The organism is Thiobacillus sp. (assembly GCF_024708915.1).
In genome coordinates this window covers 1-17,588 of the sequence record NZ_JANJXQ010000114.1, presented here as the reverse complement: position 1 = coordinate 17,588, position 17,588 = coordinate 1, and the positions used below count along the sequence as shown (strand labels likewise).

Below are 17,588 nucleotides of genomic sequence, written 5' to 3'. Positions count from 1 at the left end.
CAGGTGGCGATGCGCGCGGCGCTCGATCATCCGCACAAAATCGCGCGCCTGGTGCTGCTGGCGTCGACGCCGAAATTCGTCGCGACGGAAGACTGGCCGCACGGCATGGCGCCGGCCGACCTGCAGGATTTCGGCGCGGCGCTGCTGGCCGATCCGCAGGCCACGCTGCTGCGCTTCCTCAGCCTGCAGACGCGCGGCATGCCGGGGCAGAAGACGCTGCTGCAGCGGCTGCGGCAGACGCTGCTGGCAGCGCCCGCGGCCAGCGCCGAGGCCCTGGCGGGCGGGCTGACGCTGCTGCGTGACACCGATCTGCGTGCGGAGTTGCCGCAGCTGGCGCAGCCGGTTCTGGTACTGCATGGCGCGCTCGACACCCTCACCCCGCCGACGGCCGGCGCCTGGCTGGCCGAGGCCCTGCCGCGCGCACGGCACATCGCGTTTTGCCGTGCCGCGCACGCGCCGCACCTGTCGCACGCAGACGAGGTGGCCGCTGCAATCGGGCGGTTTGCGCATGACTGAACCCGAACTCGATTTCGCCGAAGTGCGGCGCGCCTTCGACCATGCCGCCGCCAGCTACGACGCGCATGCGGTACTGCAGCGCGAAGTGTGCGACCGTCTGCTGGAACGCCTCGACTTCATGACGCTGCAGCCGGGCCGGGTGCTCGATGTCGGCAGCGGCACCGGCTACGGCCTGGCGCATCTGCATGCGCGCTACCCGGCGGCTGAGCTTTGCGCGCTCGACATTGCCCCGGCCATGCTGGCGGCCGCGCGCGCGCGGCTGCCGCAACCGACGCGGGCGCAGCGCGCGCTGTCGCATCTGCTGCCGCGCAGCGCGCCGCAGCGCTATGCGGTATGCGCGGACATGGGCCGCCTGCCGCTGGCGGCCAACAGCATGAACCTGGTCTGGTCGAGCCTGGCGCTGCAATGGGCGCGCGATCTCGAAGCCACCTTGAAAGGCTTGCATCGGGTGCTGGCGCCGGGAGGCCTGCTCATGTTCGCCACCTTCGGCCCCGACACGCTGAAGGAATTGCGCGCGGCATTCGCCGCCATCGACGACGCACCGCACGTCAACCAGTTCATCGACCTGCACGACATCGGCGACATGCTGATGCATGCCGGTTTCGCCGGCCCGGTGATGGAGATGGAGATGCTGACGCTGACTTACGCCGATCTCAAAACCCTGATGCGCGACCTCAAGGGTATCGGCGCGCACAACGCGGCAACGGCGCGGCGGCGCGGCCTGCTCGGCAAGTCGGCCTGGACGCGGCTGGAGCAGGCGTATGAAACGCAGCGGTGCGAAGGCCGCCTGCCGGCCAGCTTCGAGGTGATCTACGGCCATGCGTGGGCCGGCGACAAGACGCAGCGCGAGGACGGGCGCCAGGTGATCCAGTTGAAGATCGGCGAGCGCCGCCGCATGCTGGGATTGCCATGACGGCACGCGGGCTGTTCGTTACCGGCACCGACACCGGCGTCGGCAAGACACGGGTAGCGGTGGCGCTGATCCACGCCCTGCGCACAGCGGGGCTGCGGGTGGCGGCGATGAAGCCGGTGTCGGCAGGCAGCCCGCCAGGCGGGATGAACGAGGACGTGGCGGCCCTGCTGCAGGCCGCCAACGTGCCGGCCGACGTGCGCGATGTGAATCCCTATGCCTTCGAGCCGGCCATCGCGCCGCATCTCGCGGCGCAGCAGGCCGGTGCGCGGATCGAGCTGGCCGTCATCGCCGAGGCGTACGCCCGGCTGGCCGCCAGCGCCGACGTGGTGGTGGTCGAAGGAGCAGGCGGCTGGCGGGTGCCCTTGAACGAGCGCGAGGACATGGCCGACCTGGCGCAGCGGCTGGCGCTGCCCGTTGTGCTGGTGGTGGGCCTGCGCCTGGGATGCCTCAATCATGCATTGCTGACGGCCGAGTCGATTGCCCGCCGGCAGGTGCCCTGGGCGGGCTGGGTGGGCAACCACATCGATCCGGCGATGGCGCAGGCGGCGGCCAACCTGGATGCCCTGCGCGCGCGTCTGCCTGAACCCTGCCTGGGGGTGCAGGCGTTCAGTGCCGATCCGGCCTGTTCAAGCGACGCGCCGCCCTGGCTGGCGCTGCCTCAAGAATTAGCATCTTAGAATAGTCGTTGATAACGATATTCTTCATATAAATCAAAAACTTGAGATTTTCTTCCGGCTTGTTCGGCCGGCGGTCGCCGTGTTACCGTCTGCGACATATTGCCGCAGACGGTTTCCTTGCTTGCCGATAGGGAACGGGTGCGCGCGGTATGCGATTGCAGTGCGCCCGGCAGACATTGCCGCCTCCACCTGAGCTGGACCGGCCGCGAAACGGAAGCCGGACAGCACCGGGCGGCGCGGCGCGGCCCGCCACGCTGCAAATTGCAGGCCTGAGCGCAACACACGCCGCAACGACTATACATAACTAGAGTCGACAGGATGGGGGAACGTGATGAAGAGCATGGGGCGGCGGTCGGGGATGGGGTGGGCGGCGCTGGCGGCGAGCCCGCCGGTGCTGGCCGAATACGGATACAACCTGCAGGTGCCGGCGAGCTCGGTGGCACACGACGTATTCCAGTTGCACAACCTCATCATGCTGGTGTGCCTGGTCATTTTCGTCGCGGTGTTCAGCGTCATGTTCTATTCGCTGTTGAAACACCGCAAATCGCTTGGCCACCAGGCTGCCCACTTCCATGAAAACACCACGGTCGAGATCATCTGGACGGTGATTCCGTTCATCATTCTGATGGGGATGGCTTATCCCGCCGCCAAGGTGGTGATCGACATGAAGGACACCTCCAATCCGGACATGACCATCAAGATCACCGGCTACCAGTGGAAATGGAGCTACGACTACCTCAACGACGGAATCCGTTTTTACAGCACGCTCGCCACCCCGCGCGAGCAGATCGACGGCAGCGCCGCCAAGGGGGAGCACTATCTGCTGGAAGTCGACGAACCGATGGTGGTGCCGGTCGGCAAACGCGTGCGCCTGCTGATCACCGCCAACGACGTGATCCATTCCTGGTGGGTGCCTGCGCTTGGCGTCAAGCAGGACGGGATCCCCGGCTTCATCCGCGACAGCTGGTTCAAGGCCGACACAATCGGCACCTACCGCGGCCAGTGCGCCGAACTGTGCGGCAAGGATCATGGTTTCATGCCCATCGTCGTTGAAGTGGTGTCGGAGGACGACTACAAAACCTGGGTGGCGAAGAAGCAAGGCACCGCGCACGCTGCCGCGGCCGACAATGACAAAACCTTTGACGTCGCCGAACTGGTGGCGCGCGGCGAGAAGGTCTATCTGGCCAACTGCGCAGCCTGTCACCAGGCCAACGGCATGGGGATTCCGGGGGCATTCCTGCCGATCAACGGTTCCAAGGTCGCCACCGGGCCGATTGCGGACCACGTCCGGGTGGTGCTGGACGGCCGGCCGGGCACTGCGATGGCGGCATTCGCCGGCCAGCTGTCGGACGCCGACATCGCCGCTGTCGTGACCTATCAGCGCAATGCATGGGACAACAAGATGGGCGACGCGGCGCAGCCTGCCGCCATCGCCGCCGCACGCGGCGGGGCCGCCGAAGCCGCCGCCCCGGCCGCGCAGTAAACAATCGAGAGGAGAGCCCAGCCATGTCTGACGCAGCCCACGCCCACGACGCCCACGGACACCACGCGCGCCCCAGCGGCGTCATGCGCTGGCTGACCACCACCAACCACAAGGACATCGGTACGCTCTACCTGTGGTTTTCGCTCATCATGCTGTTTACCGCCGGGTCGATGGCATTGCTGATCCGCGCCGAACTCTTCCAGCCCGGCATGCAGCTGGTGCAGCCGGATTTTTTCAATCAGCTCACCACGATGCACGGCCTGATCATGATTTTCGGCGTCATCATGCCGGCCTTTACCGGGTTTGCGAACTGGCAGGTGCCGCTGATGCTGGGTGCGCCGGACATGGCATTTCCGCGCATGAACAACTGGAGTTTCTGGCTGCTGCCGGTGGCGGGCATCCTGCTGATGTCCTCGTTCCTGCTGCCGGGCGGCGCGGTCGCGGGGGGCTGGACGATGTATCCGCCGCTGTTCATCCAGGGCGGGATTTCGTATGACCTGACGATCCTCGCGGTGCACATCATGGGTCTGTCGTCGATCATGGGGTCGATCAACATCATCACCACCATCCTCAACATGCGCGCACCCGGGATCACGCTGATGAAGATGCCGCTGTTCGTGTGGACCTGGCTGATCACCGCCTATCTGCTGATCGCCACCATGCCGGTGCTGGCGGGTGCGGTGACCATGCTGCTCACCGACCGCAACTTCGGCACCCACTTCTTCAACGCGGCGGGCGGCGGCGACCCGGTGATGTTCCAGCATATTTTCTGGTTCTTCGGGCATCCCGAGGTGTACATCCTGATCCTGCCGGCTTTCGGCATCGTTTCGCAGATCATTCCGACCTTCTCCCGCAAGCCATTGTTCGGCTATGCCTCGATGGTCTACGCCACCGCGTCGATCGCGATCCTGTCGTTCACCGTCTGGGCGCACCACATGTTCGCCGTCGGCATGCCGGTGGCGGCGCAGCTGTTCTTCATGCTGTCGACCATGCTGATCGCGGTGCCCACCGGGGTGAAGGTGTTCAACTGGGTGGCCACGATGTGGAAGGGCTCGCTGACCTTCGAAACGCCGATGCTGTTCGCCATCGCCTTCGTCTGCCTGTTCACCATCGGAGGGTTCTCCGGACTGGTGCTGGCGATCGCGCCGGTCGACATCCAGCTGCAGGACACTTATTACGTCGTCGCGCACTTCCACTACGTGCTGGTGTCGGGGGCGCTGTTCTCGATTTTTGCCGGAATCTATTTCTGGCTGCCGAAGTGGACCGGCCACATGTACGACGAGACCTTGGGTAAATGGCACTTCTGGCTGTCGGTCATCGGCATGAACATCGTGTTCTTTCCGATGCATTTTCTGGGGCTGGCCGGAATGCCGCGCCGGATTCCCGACTACGCGCTGCAGTTCACCGATTTCAACCAGATCGCAACGCTGGGCGCCTTCATTTTCGGGTTCAGCCAGCTGATTTTTCTGGCGGTAATTCTGAAGTCGATCAAGGGCGGCGCCAGGGCGCCCGCCCGGGTGTGGGAGGGCGCTGAAGGCCTGGAGTGGACGGTGCCGTCGCCCGCTCCCTATCACACCTTTGAAACCGCGCCGGCGGTGAAATGAGCGGAGGCACGGCAGGCATGACGACGGACAAACGCAACGGCAAATACCGTACGGCAGCCATTCTGGCGGCGCTCGCACTCGGCCTGTTCCTGTTCACTTTGTACAGCGGGCTGAAATAGGGCATGGCCATGGGCAACGCCAGAACCCTGACCAAGCTCGTGGTGGCGACGCTGGGCATGTTCGGATTCGGCTTTGCCCTGGTGCCGTTCTATTACAAGATTTGCGAGGTCACCGGCATCAATTCGGGAGACGTGCAAAGCCTGGCAAGGAACACCCAGGTCGATACCCGCCGCTGGGTGACGCTGGAATTCGACGCCAATACCAATACCGCTTTGCCGTGGCAGTTCAAACCCATGCAGCGCAGCCTCAGGGTGCATCCGGGCCAACTGGTGCAGGTGGAATACGAAGTGATCAACAACAGCAATCAGGCGATCGTGGGACAGGCCGTTCCGAGCTACGGCCCGGCGCGGGCGGCCGCATTCTTCAAGAAAATCGAGTGCTTCTGCTTCACCCCGCAAACCCTGGCGGCAGGCGAGCGCCGCAGGATGCCAGTGCTGTTCGTGCTGGACCCGGCGATGGATAGAGAAGTGCATACCGTGACGCTGTCGTACACCTTCTTCGACACCGGCGCACAGGCGCAGGCAACGGGTCGGCGGGGAGCGGCGCCGGATGGCTGACCGGGGGCATCTCAAGGCCGCGCTCGCCGTATTCTGGAGTTTCTTCGGCGTACGCAAGCGGCGCGATTACGACGCCGATGCGCAAAACCTGAGCCCGGCGCAGATCGTCGTCGCAGGACTGGCTGGTGGTCTCGTGTTCGTGTTGATGCTGTTGCTGGTGGTTTATCTGATAGTGCAGTTCGTGAAATGAACGATCAACCGACAGGGAAAAGGGGACGACATGGGCCTGGCACAAACCGATAAATATTATCTGCCGCAACCTTCGCTGTGGCCGATCGTCGGCTCGGTCGCGCTGCTGTTGATGGCCGTGGGCGGCGTCATGACCATGCGCGAGATCGACCACGGCGGCTGGGTGCTGCTGGCCGGTACGGCGATCCTGCTGTTCATGATGTTCGGCTGGTTCGGCGAAGTCATCCGCGACAGCGAGGCAGGCCGCTACAACAAGCAGGTCGACTCCTCGTACCGCTGGTCGATGAGCTGGTTCATCTTTTCCGAGGTGATGTTCTTCGCTGCTTTTTTTGGCGCATTGTTCTACGCCCGCGTGCTGTCGGTACCCTGGCTCGGCGAGGGCGACACCATGCAGCAATTGTGGCCGGCATTCCAGTCCGCCTGGCCTACCGCGGGGCCGGGGCTGACGGCCGACGGGTTCAGGTTCACCCCGATGGGCGCCTGGGGGATTCCGGCCATCAATACCCTGTTGCTGCTGAGCTCCGGCGTGACCGTGACCTGGGCTCACTGGGGGTTGAAAAAAAACAACCGCACCCAGCTGATCGTGGGGCTCGCGCTGACCGTCGCGCTCGGCGCGACCTTCCTCGGCCTGCAGGTCTATGAATACCACCATGCCTACACCGAATTGGGGTTGACCCTCGGCGCCGGCGTCTACGGTGCCACCTTCTTCATGCTGACCGGCTTCCATGGCTTTCACGTTCTGGTGGGAACGACGATGCTGATCGTCATGCTGCTGCGTTCGATCGCCGGCCATTTCACGCCGGGCCACCACTTCGCGTTCGAGGCGGTATCGTGGTACTGGCACTTTGTCGATGTGGTGTGGGTGCTGCTGTTCATTCTGGTTTACTGGATGATCTGAATCGTCCGGGAAGCAAACCGGCAAACCGCCCTGGCCGCGGCGCTCGAATCGAATAAAAAGCCGCCTGACATGCGGCTTTTTATCGAGGCATCGGATCAGCGCAGTCCGCTTTGCGGGATGACGCCGAAGTAATATCCGCCCATCAGCAAGAGAAACAGGATGAGCGAGAGCGCAACGCGCACGGTGAGCATTTTGACGGTGCGGTCGGACTGCCCCTTGTCCTTGACGAGGTAGTAGAGCGCGCTGGCAAGGCTGGCCAGGATGAAGACAATGAAAAGCAGGGCAATGATGCGCATGAAAAAGGCGGCTCGGCAAAATCCTAGTCTAACTGCATTGCTCCGCCCATGCACTTGCTGAAACTGCGTATCGGATCGTGGCAGTTCGCCCCGACTTTGTGGCCCACCCTGGCCACGCTGTTTTTCTTTGCATTGACGCTGGCGCTCGGCAACTGGCAGAGCGGACGCGCCGAAACCAAACGCCTCCTGCAGGCGCGTTACGACGCGGCGCTGCGCGAACCCCCCATCCACGTCGGCGGCGCGCTGCTCGACCGCGACAGCGCGCTGTACCGCAAGCTGGAAGTGCAGGGCCTATTCGACGATGCGCATACCATCCTGCTCGACAACCGGGTGAGGAACGGCGTCGCGGGTTACCACGTGCTGACGCCGCTCAGAATCGACGGCAGCACAACCGCCATTCTGGTCAATCGCGGCTGGGTGGCGGCGGGGCGCAGCCGTAAGCAGATTCCGTCGCCACTGGTGCCCGCGGGCCGGATAAAGCTGGAAGGCATGGCGGTCGACCCGCATACCCGCTATGTCGAACTGGCGCATGCCACGCCACAAGGACGGGTCTGGCAGAACCTCGACTTTGCGCGTTATGCACGCGCCAGCGGGCTGACGCTGCAGCCGCTCCTGCTGCTGCAGACCAGTGCGCAGAACGACGGCTTGCAGCGCAGCTGGCCGCGCCCCGATAGCGGGGTCAGCATGCATGTCGGCTATGCCTTCCAGTGGTACAGTCTGGCAACGACGCTGGCGGTTTTGTGGCTGGTGATGAATGTGAAACGTCAGCATGACGGCGACGTGAATTCCACGTCCCGAAAGACAAGTTAGCCAGCCCATGCAATTGACCCAGCGCAGTAAATTCCTGTTGTTGATCGGCGTATTCGCGCTGCCGGTGGCCGTCGCCTATCTGGCGTACTTCGGCTGGCGTCCGGCGGGCCACACCAATTACGGAGATCTGCTTGAAGTCGCGCCCCTGCAGCAGACGGCGGGGACGGCACTCGATGGCAGGCCCTTCAATCTGGACACCCTGCGCGGCAAATGGGTGATGGTGCATGTAGGCGCGTCGAACTGCGACGCCGCGTGTGCAGCGCAGTTGTATCTCATGCGGCAGACGCGGATCGCGCAGGGCAAGGAGCAGACCCGGGTGGAACGGCTGTGGGTGCTGACCGGCAGCGGGGCGCCCGAGGCGACGCTGTTGCAGGCGCATCCCGGTTTGCATGTGTGGCGGCCGGAAAACGTGGCCTTTGTCGCCCAGTTTCCTGCCGTGCGGGATCGGACCGAGCATATCTATCTGGTCGACCCGCTGGGCAACCTGATGTTGCGCTTTCCTGCCCGGGTCGATGCCAAGCGCATGATGAAAGATCTCAGGCTCCTGCTCAAGGCTTCACAGATAGGCTGATTCGGGCAACTGACCATGGCGACATACCGCAACTTCATTCTGGCCGCGCTGATCCTCGCATTCGGGGTCGTGAGCCTGGGGGCCTACGTGCGCCTTTCCGATGCCGGCCTGGGCTGCCCCGACTGGCCCGGCTGCTATGGCAAGCTGACGCCGCATCATGCGGTTGATGCGATCAACGCCGAGCTCACCGTGCGCCCTGATGGCCCGGTCTCGCACGCCAAGGCGTGGAAGGAAATGGCGCATCGCTACTTTGCCGGCACGCTGGGGCTGCTGGTTCTGGCCATTGCCGTGCTGGCCTGGCGCGGGCGACGCGAGACGAACGGCGGCCCCGCCCTGCCTGCGGCATTGCTGGCGCTGATCGTATTTCAGGCGTTGCTGGGGATGTGGACGGTCACCCTGTTGCTCAAGCCGCTGATCGTCAGCGCGCATCTGCTGGGGGGCATGGCCACGCTTTCGCTGCTGGTGTGGCTGTGGCTGCGCGAACGCAGCCGCTTCAGTCATGCCTATTTTGCACGGGTCGACCATTTGCGTGCCAGCGCAGCGTTCGGCCTGGCCCTGGTGGTAATACAGATTGCGCTGGGAGGCTGGGTGAGCACCAACTATGCAGCGCTGGCGTGCACCGATTATCCCCTGTGCCAGGGAATGTGGATGCCGCCGATGGACTTCGAGCATGCGTTCACGCTGCACCGCGAACTGGGCGAAACCGCTTCCGGTGAACTGCTGCCGCTGACGGCGCTGACGGCCATCCATTGGGTGCACCGGACCATGGCCTTGATCGTGGTAGCGTATCTGGGCTGGCTGGTGCTGCGCTTGCTGCGCACCCCGGGTTACGCCGGCATGGGGGTGGCCGTGGCGGGGCTGCTGGCGTTGCAGGTTGCGCTGGGCATCGCCAATGTCCTGCTCGGTCTGCCGTTGGCGATAGCGGTTTCCCATAATGCCGGTGCAGCGTTGTTGCTGGTCAGCCTGGTGGCTCTGAACTATCGGGTGCGCAGGAGGTGAGTATGGAATCCTTGACGATCCAGGGCACGGCTTGCCGCTGCCAGCAGTTTCTGGCGCTATGCAAGCTGCGGGTGGTCAGCCTGGTCGTGTTCACGGCGGTGATCGGCATGTTTCTCGCCGTGCCGGGCTGGCCGGGCTGGCATACGCTGTGGGCGGGGACGCTGGGAATCGCGCTGGTGGCAGGCGCGGCGGCGGCGTTCAATTGCCTGATCGAGCAGAAAATCGACGCCGTCATGGCGCGCACGCGCGCGCGCCCGCTGCCCCGCGGCGAGCTCACCCGCACGCAGACACTGGTGTTTGCCGGTGTGGTGGGAGGCGCCGGGCTCTACCTGCTGAACGTTTTTGTCAATCCGCTTACCATGTGGCTCACGCTGGCCACCTTTGTCGGCTATGCGGTCATTTATACCGTCGTGCTGAAACCGGCCACACCGCAGAACATCGTGATCGGCGGGGCTTCCGGCGCCATGCCGCCAGTGCTTGGTTGGGCGGCGGCCACCGGTGAAATCCACCATGATGCCTTGCTGCTGTTTCTGATCATTTTTGCCTGGACACCGCCGCATTTCTGGGCGTTGGCGCTCTACCGGCGCGAGGAGTACGCCAAGGCCGGACTGCCGATGCTGCCGGTGACGCACGGCGAAGCCTATACCCGCCTGCATGTGCTGCTTTACACCCTGCTGCTGTTTGCCGTCACCATGCTGCCGGTCGGAACCGGCATGGGTGGCTGGATTTATCTGCTTGGTGCGGTGTTGCTGGGAGTCCGCTTCATCCAGTACGGTTGGCGGCTCTACCGCCAATACAGTGACGCCCTGGCGAAAGAAACTTTCCGTTATTCCATCTGGTATCTGAGCGCGTTATTCGCGATCATGCTGGCCGACCACTATTTTCGAATACCCGTTTGATTTATATGGGTAATTAGGTCTGTATCTGGATATTAGGACAGGATTGTTTTATATTGTGCCAATTCCCTCACAGGGGCACGAGATGATCCTCTCCCGAACCAGTCAATATGCCGTGCAGGCGCTGATTTACATGGCCACCCAGCCAGGCGCCACGCCGGTGTTGAACAAGGATATCGCCGCGGAACTTGGCGTACCTGCACCCTATCTGGCAAAAATTCTGCAGAGCCTGGCCAAGGGCAGCCTGCTGTTTTCCTTCCGCGGCCGTTTGGGCGGTTTCTGCCTGCGCGAAAACGGCGACAAAATCACCTTGATGCAGATCCTGCTGCTGACCGAAGGGCCGGCGTTTACCCAAAGCTGTCTGCTGGGGCTGAAGAAATGCAGCGACGAAACCGCCTGTCCGCTGCATTTCCGCTGGGTTCCGGTAAAGAAAAAAATCATCGACCTGCTGCAGGAGACGACACTGGAAAAACTGGCGAAGGCCGTTGAATCCGGAAAATACCGTCTGGCCGACGTTCCCGGGCAGTTGTTCGAGCAGATCAAGGCGTGACCCGCTGGCTCGCCGCAGCCGGCGTCATGGCTGCGCTCGCATTGGCTGGCTGTCAGCCCGCCCCGCAACCCCCGGTATTCCAGGCGACCGATATTACCGGCGCCGCCTTCGCACGCGATTTCAGGCTGACCGACCACAATGGCAGCGTGCGCACGCTGGCGGACTTCAAGGGCAAGGCCGTCGCCGTTTTCTTTGGCTATATTCACTGCCCGGATGTCTGCCCCACTACGCTGTCGGATTTTGCGGCGGCATTGCAATTGCTGGGGCAGCAGGCTGACCGGGTGCAGGTGATTTTCGTGACGGTGGATCCGCAGCGCGATACCCCGGACCTGCTGAAGCAGTTTGTGCCGGCCTTCAATCCGAGCTTTCTGGGAATGATCGCCGACGCGGATACGCTGAGGCGGCTGGCGAAGGAATACAAGGTGGTCTATCAAAAAACCGCGGTCAAAGCGGCGGACGACTATTTGATCGACCACAGTGCCGGAACCTATGTCTATGATCCGAATGGGCGTTTGCGGCTGCTTATGCCTTACGGAAGCAGCCCGGACGCGATCGCGCAAGACTTGAAAACGCTATTGGCCGCATCCTGAACAGGGTTTTTTGGCTTGCAGGCTGCCGCCCCGACAGCATATAATCCCGCAGTTTTGTAATATAAGCATATGCTGTTAGAAGCGCGGCGCTGCGCGCTATTTCGGGTACAACAGGAGCGGTCGATGGCGGTAACCACATATTCAGGTGCGGAGCAGTACAACTTTGATATCGTAAAGAAATTTGCCGTTATGTCGCTGGTCTGGGCAGTGATCGGCATGTTCGTGGGCGTGTATATCGCCTCCGAACTGGCCTGGCCGTTCCTGAATTTCGATAGCCCGTATTTCTCGTTCGGGCGCTTCCGTCCGGTCCACACCACTTCGGTGATTTTCGGTTTTGGCGGCTCGGCGCTGTTTGCCACCTCCTATTATGTCGTCCAGCGCACCTGCCAGACCCGGTTGATTTCGGACGGCATGGCCAGCTTCACCTTCTGGGGCTGGATGGCGGTGATCGTGCTGGCCGATATCAGCTACGTGCTGGGCTACACCCAGTCGCGCGAGTACGCCGAGATGGAGTGGCCGATCGACATCCTGATCGAGCTCGTGTGGGTCACCTATCTGATCCTGTTCGTCGGCACCATCATGCGCCGCAAGCAGCCGCATATCTACGTCGCCAACTGGTTCTACCTGTCCTTCATTCTGGCGACCGCGCTGCTGCATACCTTCAACAACCTGGCCATGCCCATCGACTTGTTTTCGATGAAGTCCTACAGCCTGTTCTCCGGTACCCAGGATGCGATGACCCAGTGGTGGTACGGCCACAACGCCGTGGGCTTCTTCCTCACCGCCGCTTTCCTCGGCATGATGTATTACTTCGTGCCGAAGCAGGCCGGCCGGCCGATTTATTCCTACCGTCTGTCGATCGTCCACTTCTGGGCGCTCTCCTTCATGTACATGTGGGTGGGTGGCCACCACCTGCACTGGACCGCGCTGCCCGACTGGACGTCGTCGCTGGCCGCCGCCTTCTCCATCCTGCTCTTGATGCCCTCGTGGGGCGGCATGATCAACGGCATCATGACGCTGTCGGGTGCCTGGGACAAGATGCGCACCGACCCGGTGATGCGCTTCATGATCGTCGCCCTGTCGTTCTACGGCATGTCGACCTTCGAAGGCCCGATGATGTCGCTGAAAGAAGTCAACGCGCTGTCGCACTACACCGACTGGACCGTGGGTCACGTGCACTCCGGCGCGCTGGGCTGGGTGGCGATGATCTCCTTCGGCTCGCTGTATCACATGATGCCCAAGCTGTGGGATACCAGGATCTACAGCCGCCGGCTGGTCGAATGGCACTTCTGGCTGGCCACCATCGGCATCGTGCTGTACATCGTCGCGATGTGGATTTCCGGCATCACCCAGGGCCTGATGTGGCGTGCGTTCGACGAGTTCGGCAACCTGCAGTACTCGTTCGCCGAATCCGTCGCGGCCATGATGCCCTTCTACGCGATGCGCGCCATCGGCGGCATGTTCTTCCTCACCGGCGCCGTGCTGATGACGTTCAACATGTTCATGACCATCCGCCAGGGCAAGCGCGAAAGCGTTGCGCTGGACGCCAAGCTGGCCGCCAAGATGGCGCATGCATGATTCAGGGAAGATAGATAATGAACTTCAACTTCAAACACGAATGGATCGAAACCAACATCGGCCTGATGGCCGTGTTGACCATGCTGGCAATCAGCGTCGGCGGCCTGGTGGAAATTGCGCCGCTGTTCTTCATCGACAAGACCATTGAAAAGGTCGAGGGCGTCCGTCCGTACACCCCGCTGGAACAGCGCGGCCGTGATATCTATCAGCGCGAGGGCTGCTACACCTGCCATTCGCAGATGATTCGCCCGTTCCGCGACGAAAAGCTGCGTTACGGCCATTACTCGCTGGCGGCGGAATCGCAATACGACCACCCATTCCAGTGGGGGTCCAAGCGCACCGGTCCGGATCTGGCGCGGGTGGGGGGCAAGTATTCCAACGAGTGGCACGTGCAGCATCTGGTTGCGCCGCGCTCGATGGTGCCCGAGTCGGTGATGCCGAATTATCCCTGGCTGCTGACGACCAAGCTGGATATTTCCGACACGGCAGCCCGCATGAAGGCGCTGCGCAAGGTCGGCGTGCCGTATTCGCTGTCGCAGGCCGAGTACGACGCCAACGTGACCAAGTTCGGCGAAACCGTCGCCAGGCAGCTGCATATTCCCGATGCGCAGAAGAACCTGGTCGAGCAGGCCAACTTCGGCAACTACGACGGCGATCGTTCCGGTGTTTCCGAGATGGACGCCCTGGTGGCCTATCTGCAAGTGCTGGGCACCATGGTCGATTTCAGCAAATACAGCGACGACGCATTCGTCGATGTCCGCTGATCGAACGCGGCCGGGGATTTTCAGATGGAATGGCTGATGTGGTTTTCCAAACCCGAAAACACCAAGCCTTTGGCCCTGATTATTTTTTTCGTTACCTTTATCGGCATCGTGATCTACGTCTACGGTAGCAAAAAGCGGAGCAAGCGACTCGAGTCGTACCGCGACATACCGTTTCTGGACGATCAGGAAGGCACGAAGGACAAGCAATGAGCGAGCAAAAACTACAATCTCAAACTGTGCAAACCACCGGTCACGCTTGGGACGGCGACCTGCAGGAATACAACAATCCGCTGCCGGTGTGGTGGGTCTACACCTTCTACGCCACGGTGATCTTCGCCCTCATCTACTGGGCCATCTATCCGTCGTGGCCGATCGGCAAGGACTGGATCGGCGGACTCTCGAAAATCACCTATGTGAACAGCGCAGGCGAAACCAAGACGCACAGCTGGAACACCCGCGCGCTGCTGCTGGAAGACCTGAACCAGGCGGCGGCCGCGCAGAAGCCCTATTTCGACAAAGTGTCGGCGATGTCTTACGAGCAGATCGCCAAGGATCCGGAAATGAACGGCTTCATCCTGTCCGCGGGCAAGGTGCTGTTTGCCGACAACTGTGCGCCCTGCCACCAGGCCGGCGGCCAGGGCGTGGTCGCTTTCTTTCCCAACCTGACCGACGACGACTGGCTGTACGGCGGTTCGTTCGAGAAGATTCACGAAACGCTGATGGGTGGCCGCCGTGGCTACATGCCGGCCTTCAGTGAAGTGCTCGCCGGCGAGCAGATCGACCAGTTGGCAAACTATGTCGCCAAGCTGTCCGGTACCGGGCACGACGCCACCAAGGCGGCTGCCGGCGACGCGCTGTTCCACAGCGAGACCGCCGCCTGTTTTTACTGCCACGGCAGCGATGGCAAGGGCCGCAAGGAGATCGGCGCGCCCAACCTGACCGACAACATCTGGCTGTGGGCCAACGTGCCGGCAATCGACGCTGCCGAGGGCAAGGTCGCGGCCATTCGCAACGTCATCGCCAACGGCCTGAACAAAGGCGTGATGCCCGCATGGGCCGGCCGCCTTTCGCCCGAACAAATCAAGGTTCTGACAGTCTATGTTCATGAACTGGGCGGCGGGCAGTAAGGCCGCCGATTGAGGCAATGAGCAAAGCCCCCGTTCACGGGGGCTTTTGTTTCCCGCATATCCGTTTCGTACCATGCAGACAGGCTTAGAAGACCAGCTCGGACTCTATCAGAAGCGCATCCCCATCTTCACCCGCTCGGTGAAGGGGCGTTTCCGACGTTTCAAAACGTCGGTGCTGGTGCTCGCCTATGCGATCTATTTCCTGTTGCCGTGGCTGCCGTGGTCGCGGCTGGATGCGCCCGCGCAGGCGGTATTGTTCGATCTTCCCGGGCGCCGGTTTCTGATCTTCGGGCTGACGGTTTATCCGCAGGACGTCATCTGGCTGGCGCTGCTGTTGTTCATCGCCGCCATCCTGCTGTTCTTCGTCACCGGCCTGGTCGGGCGCGCGTTTTGTGGCTACTTCTGTTTCCAGACCCTGTGGACCGATTTCTTCATCTGGATCGAACATGCGATCCAGGGCGAGCGGCCAGCGCGGGTGCGCCTCTATCGCCAGCCGTGGAATCGCGAAAAAGTACTCAAGATAGGCAGCACCCATGCCGCATGGCTGCTGGCGTCGTTCTGGACCGGCCTGACTTTCGTCGCCTATTTTGCCTATGCGCCGCAGCTGGTGGCGGAGTTCTTCACCGGCCAGGCCGCCGCAGCCGCCTACATCACGGTCAGCATCCTCACCTTGTCCACTTACGCCGCCGCCGGACTGATGCGCGAGCAGATCTGCACCTATGTCTGCCCGTATGGCCGTTTTCAGAGCGTGATGTACGAAGCGGAAACGCTGGCCGTGCATTACGACGCCAAACGGGGCGAAGCGGCGCACGGCCGGGCGGTTGCGCGCGCCGGCCAGCGCACCCTGGCCGAACGGCACGACAAGGGGCTGGGCGACTGCGTCGACTGCGGTCTGTGCGTCCAGGTCTGCCCGGCCGGCATCGACATCCGCGACGGCCTGCAATACAAATGCATCTCGTGCGGGCTGTGCATCGACGCCTGCAACACCATCATGGATTCGTTCAGTTTTCCGCGCGGCCTCATCCGCTACGATTCGGAAAAGAATCTGGCCGCGGCAACGCCTGCAGCGCCCAAGGTGCAATGGAAGCGCCTGAAAACCGTCGGCTACGGCGTGGCGCTGATTCTGATGACGTCGTATCTCGTCTACAGCATCGGTACGCGCGGCAGCTTCGACCGCGCGGTCAACCAGATCCGCCAGCCGCTTTATGTGGTGCTGTCGGACGGCGACATCCGCAACCGTTACCAGATACGCATCACCAACAAGGCGGCGCAGGAGCAAACCTACCGGATCAGCGCACGCGGCATTCCGGCGGACGCGCTCGATCTCGGCAATTTCCGCGAAATTACCGTCAAGCCCGGCCACAGCGGACTGGTACAGGCCAGCGTGCGGCTGTCTCCTGCGCAGGCGGCGCAGACGCAACGTTTTGAAATGATCATCACGCCGCTCGGCAAGGCTGCCGAAGCGCGCAGCGAAGCCGTCCGTTTCGACAGCCCGGGGAAGCGTCCATGAACACCATGACCACACTGTTTGGCGGCTTGGCGGCGGTGTTAGCCCTGTATGTCGCCGGGGGCATGGTTCGTGGCCTGCCGCCGATGTTGCGTGCTGCGCTGGCAGGGATCATTCCGCTGGTCACGTATTTCGCGCTTATCGTGGGCCGCTGGCCGGGGCTGGATGTGGTGGCCATCCACATCTCGGTTTTCCTCGCCGCGGCGCTGGTGCTGTTCGCCCTGACCCAGTTCCGCAGGCGCGACGCCGGACGCACGCACTGGGCCCCCAAATTGCTGATCGCTTTTTTCATCGGCCTGGTGCTGATCAACGCCTCCCTGCTTTACATCGCAAACAAGGGCCTGCCCGAGCCCATCGCACGCTGGTGGCTGGGGAGCGACGGCAATGCGGTCTATAGCGGGTTTTCCGGTGTGGTCGCGCATGGCCAGGGCGCGGCCAAAGCGGTGTCGTCGTCGCTGAGCGAAGCGCACCGCGCGTCGCAGCTCGGCTGGCTGGTCGAGATGAGCGGACTGGACAGCCCCGGCAGCACGCGTCCGCTACAGGTCCGGGTGCGGGACCGCACCGGGCTGCCGGTCGACCGCGTGGAAGCCGAATTACGCTTGTCGCGGCCGGGCGCGGCAGCGCCCGCGCTGCCCCTGCCCCTGAGCACCGTTGAGGCGGGGGTATATGTCGGGGTGCTGAATGTGCCTGCCGCTGGCCGCTGGCTGGTCGAGTTGCGGCTGTTGCGGGATGGCGAGCTGCATTACCACGGCACCCAGGAGCTGGTCGTGCCATGAGCGGCATCCTGGGATTTCTGTTTCTGCTGTCGGGGGTATTCGTGCTGCTGATCATCGTGGGGGTGTTCTGGTCGATCAAAAGCGGCCAGTTCGACGACCTCGAAGGGCCGGCCGAGCGCATCCTGATGGACGACGACGACCCTTTGCTGCCGACCCGCCGCTTGAGC

General features: G+C 62.7%; 22 protein-coding genes. 21 read left to right on the top strand and 1 reads right to left on the bottom strand.

The features are described from left to right. The 8 genes from Q0L94_RS08505 to Q0L94_RS08470 all read left to right on the top strand — a co-directional run. A partial coding sequence (locus tag Q0L94_RS08505; RefSeq protein WP_296752440.1) for an alpha/beta fold hydrolase occupies positions 1-516 on the top strand: 516 nt, incomplete at its 5' end. Next, entirely contained in the window at positions 509-1,429 is a 921-nt protein-coding gene (gene bioC, locus Q0L94_RS08500) for a malonyl-ACP O-methyltransferase BioC (RefSeq protein ID WP_296752438.1), read from the top strand. The genes Q0L94_RS08505 and bioC, both read left to right, overlap by 8 nt. Beyond that, complete coding sequence (gene bioD, locus Q0L94_RS08495; RefSeq protein ID WP_296752435.1) at positions 1,426-2,106, top strand: dethiobiotin synthase; 681 nt, start codon at positions 1,426-1,428, stop codon at positions 2,104-2,106. Before bioC ends, bioD begins: the two co-directional genes overlap by 4 nt. A 358-nt stretch (positions 2,107-2,464) precedes the next feature. Further along, entirely contained in the window at positions 2,465-3,589 is a 1,125-nt protein-coding gene (gene coxB / locus Q0L94_RS08490; protein WP_296752445.1) for a cytochrome c oxidase subunit II, read from the top strand. A gap of 23 nt (positions 3,590-3,612) precedes the next feature. Then, a complete protein-coding gene (gene ctaD / locus Q0L94_RS08485) occupies positions 3,613-5,193 on the top strand; it encodes a cytochrome c oxidase subunit I (RefSeq protein ID WP_296752433.1) in 1,581 nt (526 codons plus the stop codon). 122 nt (positions 5,194-5,315) lie between these two features. Beyond that, positions 5,316-5,870, top strand: coding sequence for a cytochrome c oxidase assembly protein (locus Q0L94_RS08480; protein WP_296752430.1), 555 nt, complete (start codon positions 5,316-5,318; stop codon positions 5,868-5,870). Continuing rightward, on the top strand, positions 5,863-6,060 hold the full coding sequence (locus Q0L94_RS08475; RefSeq protein ID WP_296752427.1) for a DUF2970 domain-containing protein: 198 nt from the start codon (positions 5,863-5,865) through the stop codon (positions 6,058-6,060). The genes Q0L94_RS08480 and Q0L94_RS08475 overlap by 8 nt, the downstream gene beginning before the upstream one ends. 30 nt (positions 6,061-6,090) lie before the next feature. Then, positions 6,091-6,957: a cytochrome c oxidase subunit 3 gene (locus Q0L94_RS08470; protein ID WP_296752425.1), complete on the top strand. Its 867-nt coding sequence runs from the start codon at positions 6,091-6,093 to the stop codon at positions 6,955-6,957. A gap of 95 nt (positions 6,958-7,052) precedes the next feature. Here the strand turns inward: Q0L94_RS08470 and Q0L94_RS08465 are convergent, their stop codons facing one another. After that, on the bottom strand, positions 7,053-7,253 hold the full coding sequence (locus Q0L94_RS08465; protein ID WP_296752423.1) for a twin transmembrane helix small protein: 201 nt from the start codon (positions 7,251-7,253) through the stop codon (positions 7,053-7,055). A 48-nt stretch (positions 7,254-7,301) separates the two neighbouring features. Between Q0L94_RS08465 and Q0L94_RS08460 the strand changes: the two genes are divergently transcribed. From Q0L94_RS08460 to ccoS, 13 genes are all read left to right on the top strand, one after another. After that, positions 7,302-8,063: an SURF1 family protein gene (locus Q0L94_RS08460; protein WP_296752420.1), complete on the top strand. Its 762-nt coding sequence runs from the start codon at positions 7,302-7,304 to the stop codon at positions 8,061-8,063. Positions 8,064-8,070: 7 nt separating this feature from the next. Next, the gene (locus Q0L94_RS08455; protein ID WP_296752418.1) at positions 8,071-8,634 is read left to right on the top strand and encodes a hypothetical protein; all 564 of its coding nucleotides are present in this window, start codon (positions 8,071-8,073) and stop codon (positions 8,632-8,634) included. A gap of 15 nt (positions 8,635-8,649) precedes the next feature. Further along, a complete protein-coding gene (locus Q0L94_RS08450; RefSeq protein ID WP_296752415.1) occupies positions 8,650-9,633 on the top strand; it encodes a heme A synthase in 984 nt (327 codons plus the stop codon). 2 nt (positions 9,634-9,635) lie between these two features. After that, positions 9,636-10,532 (top strand): heme o synthase, encoded by an 897-nt coding sequence (gene cyoE, locus Q0L94_RS08445; protein WP_296752413.1) that lies wholly within the window; start codon positions 9,636-9,638, stop codon positions 10,530-10,532. 82 nt (positions 10,533-10,614) lie between these two features. Beyond that, entirely contained in the window at positions 10,615-11,079 is a 465-nt protein-coding gene (locus Q0L94_RS08440) for an Rrf2 family transcriptional regulator (protein ID WP_296752411.1), read from the top strand. Continuing rightward, the gene (locus Q0L94_RS08435; protein WP_296752410.1) at positions 11,076-11,669 is read left to right on the top strand and encodes an SCO family protein; all 594 of its coding nucleotides are present in this window, start codon (positions 11,076-11,078) and stop codon (positions 11,667-11,669) included. Before Q0L94_RS08440 ends, Q0L94_RS08435 begins: the two co-directional genes overlap by 4 nt. A 123-nt stretch (positions 11,670-11,792) precedes the next feature. Further along, positions 11,793-13,247 (top strand): cytochrome-c oxidase, cbb3-type subunit I, encoded by a 1,455-nt coding sequence (ccoN, locus tag Q0L94_RS08430; protein WP_296752408.1) that lies wholly within the window; start codon positions 11,793-11,795, stop codon positions 13,245-13,247. Between the two features lie 17 nt (positions 13,248-13,264). Continuing rightward, positions 13,265-14,011: a cytochrome-c oxidase, cbb3-type subunit II gene (gene ccoO, locus Q0L94_RS08425; protein WP_296752405.1), complete on the top strand. Its 747-nt coding sequence runs from the start codon at positions 13,265-13,267 to the stop codon at positions 14,009-14,011. Between the two features lie 24 nt (positions 14,012-14,035). Then, positions 14,036-14,221 carry a cbb3-type cytochrome c oxidase subunit 3 gene (locus tag Q0L94_RS08420; RefSeq protein WP_296640834.1) on the top strand — a complete coding sequence of 62 codons (186 nt, stop codon included), beginning with the start codon at positions 14,036-14,038 and terminating at the stop codon, positions 14,219-14,221. Continuing rightward, entirely contained in the window at positions 14,218-15,138 is a 921-nt protein-coding gene (gene ccoP / locus Q0L94_RS08415; RefSeq protein WP_296752403.1) for a cytochrome-c oxidase, cbb3-type subunit III, read from the top strand. The genes Q0L94_RS08420 and ccoP overlap by 4 nt, the downstream gene beginning before the upstream one ends. Before the next feature lie 73 nt (positions 15,139-15,211). Then, complete coding sequence (ccoG, locus tag Q0L94_RS08410; RefSeq protein ID WP_296752400.1) at positions 15,212-16,648, top strand: cytochrome c oxidase accessory protein CcoG; 1,437 nt, start codon at positions 15,212-15,214, stop codon at positions 16,646-16,648. Further along, positions 16,645-17,421: a FixH family protein gene (locus tag Q0L94_RS08405; protein ID WP_296752398.1), complete on the top strand. Its 777-nt coding sequence runs from the start codon at positions 16,645-16,647 to the stop codon at positions 17,419-17,421. The genes ccoG and Q0L94_RS08405 overlap by 4 nt, the downstream gene beginning before the upstream one ends. Beyond that, positions 17,418-17,588 (top strand): cbb3-type cytochrome oxidase assembly protein CcoS (ccoS, locus tag Q0L94_RS08400; RefSeq protein WP_296752442.1); only part of this gene is annotated, 171 nt, incomplete at its 3' end. The genes Q0L94_RS08405 and ccoS, both read left to right, overlap by 4 nt.

Excerpts from the sequence above, each read along its gene's own strand:
- bioC (WP_296752438.1), top strand. The coding sequence starts at position 509 with ATGACTGAACCCGAACTCGATTTCGCCGAAGTGCGGCGCGCCTTCGAC.
- bioD (WP_296752435.1), top strand. The coding sequence starts at position 1,426 with ATGACGGCACGCGGGCTGTTCGTTACCGGCACCGACACCGGCGTCGGC.
- coxB (WP_296752445.1), top strand. The coding sequence starts at position 2,465 with ATGGGGTGGGCGGCGCTGGCGGCGAGCCCGCCGGTGCTGGCCGAATAC.
- ctaD (WP_296752433.1), top strand. The coding sequence starts at position 3,613 with ATGTCTGACGCAGCCCACGCCCACGACGCCCACGGACACCACGCGCGC.
- Q0L94_RS08480 (WP_296752430.1), top strand. The coding sequence starts at position 5,316 with ATGGCCATGGGCAACGCCAGAACCCTGACCAAGCTCGTGGTGGCGACG.
- Q0L94_RS08475 (WP_296752427.1), top strand. The coding sequence starts at position 5,863 with ATGGCTGACCGGGGGCATCTCAAGGCCGCGCTCGCCGTATTCTGGAGT.
- Q0L94_RS08470 (WP_296752425.1), top strand. The coding sequence starts at position 6,091 with ATGGGCCTGGCACAAACCGATAAATATTATCTGCCGCAACCTTCGCTG.
- Q0L94_RS08465 (WP_296752423.1), bottom strand. The coding sequence starts at position 7,253 with ATGCGCATCATTGCCCTGCTTTTCATTGTCTTCATCCTGGCCAGCCTT.
- Q0L94_RS08460 (WP_296752420.1), top strand. The coding sequence starts at position 7,302 with ATGCACTTGCTGAAACTGCGTATCGGATCGTGGCAGTTCGCCCCGACT.
- Q0L94_RS08455 (WP_296752418.1), top strand. The coding sequence starts at position 8,071 with ATGCAATTGACCCAGCGCAGTAAATTCCTGTTGTTGATCGGCGTATTC.
- Q0L94_RS08450 (WP_296752415.1), top strand. The coding sequence starts at position 8,650 with ATGGCGACATACCGCAACTTCATTCTGGCCGCGCTGATCCTCGCATTC.
- cyoE (WP_296752413.1), top strand. The coding sequence starts at position 9,636 with ATGGAATCCTTGACGATCCAGGGCACGGCTTGCCGCTGCCAGCAGTTT.
- Q0L94_RS08440 (WP_296752411.1), top strand. The coding sequence starts at position 10,615 with ATGATCCTCTCCCGAACCAGTCAATATGCCGTGCAGGCGCTGATTTAC.
- ccoN (WP_296752408.1), top strand. The coding sequence starts at position 11,793 with ATGGCGGTAACCACATATTCAGGTGCGGAGCAGTACAACTTTGATATC.
- ccoO (WP_296752405.1), top strand. The coding sequence starts at position 13,265 with ATGAACTTCAACTTCAAACACGAATGGATCGAAACCAACATCGGCCTG.
- Q0L94_RS08420 (WP_296640834.1), top strand. The coding sequence starts at position 14,036 with ATGGAATGGCTGATGTGGTTTTCCAAACCCGAAAACACCAAGCCTTTG.
- ccoP (WP_296752403.1), top strand. The coding sequence starts at position 14,218 with ATGAGCGAGCAAAAACTACAATCTCAAACTGTGCAAACCACCGGTCAC.
- ccoG (WP_296752400.1), top strand. The coding sequence starts at position 15,212 with ATGCAGACAGGCTTAGAAGACCAGCTCGGACTCTATCAGAAGCGCATC.
- Q0L94_RS08405 (WP_296752398.1), top strand. The coding sequence starts at position 16,645 with ATGAACACCATGACCACACTGTTTGGCGGCTTGGCGGCGGTGTTAGCC.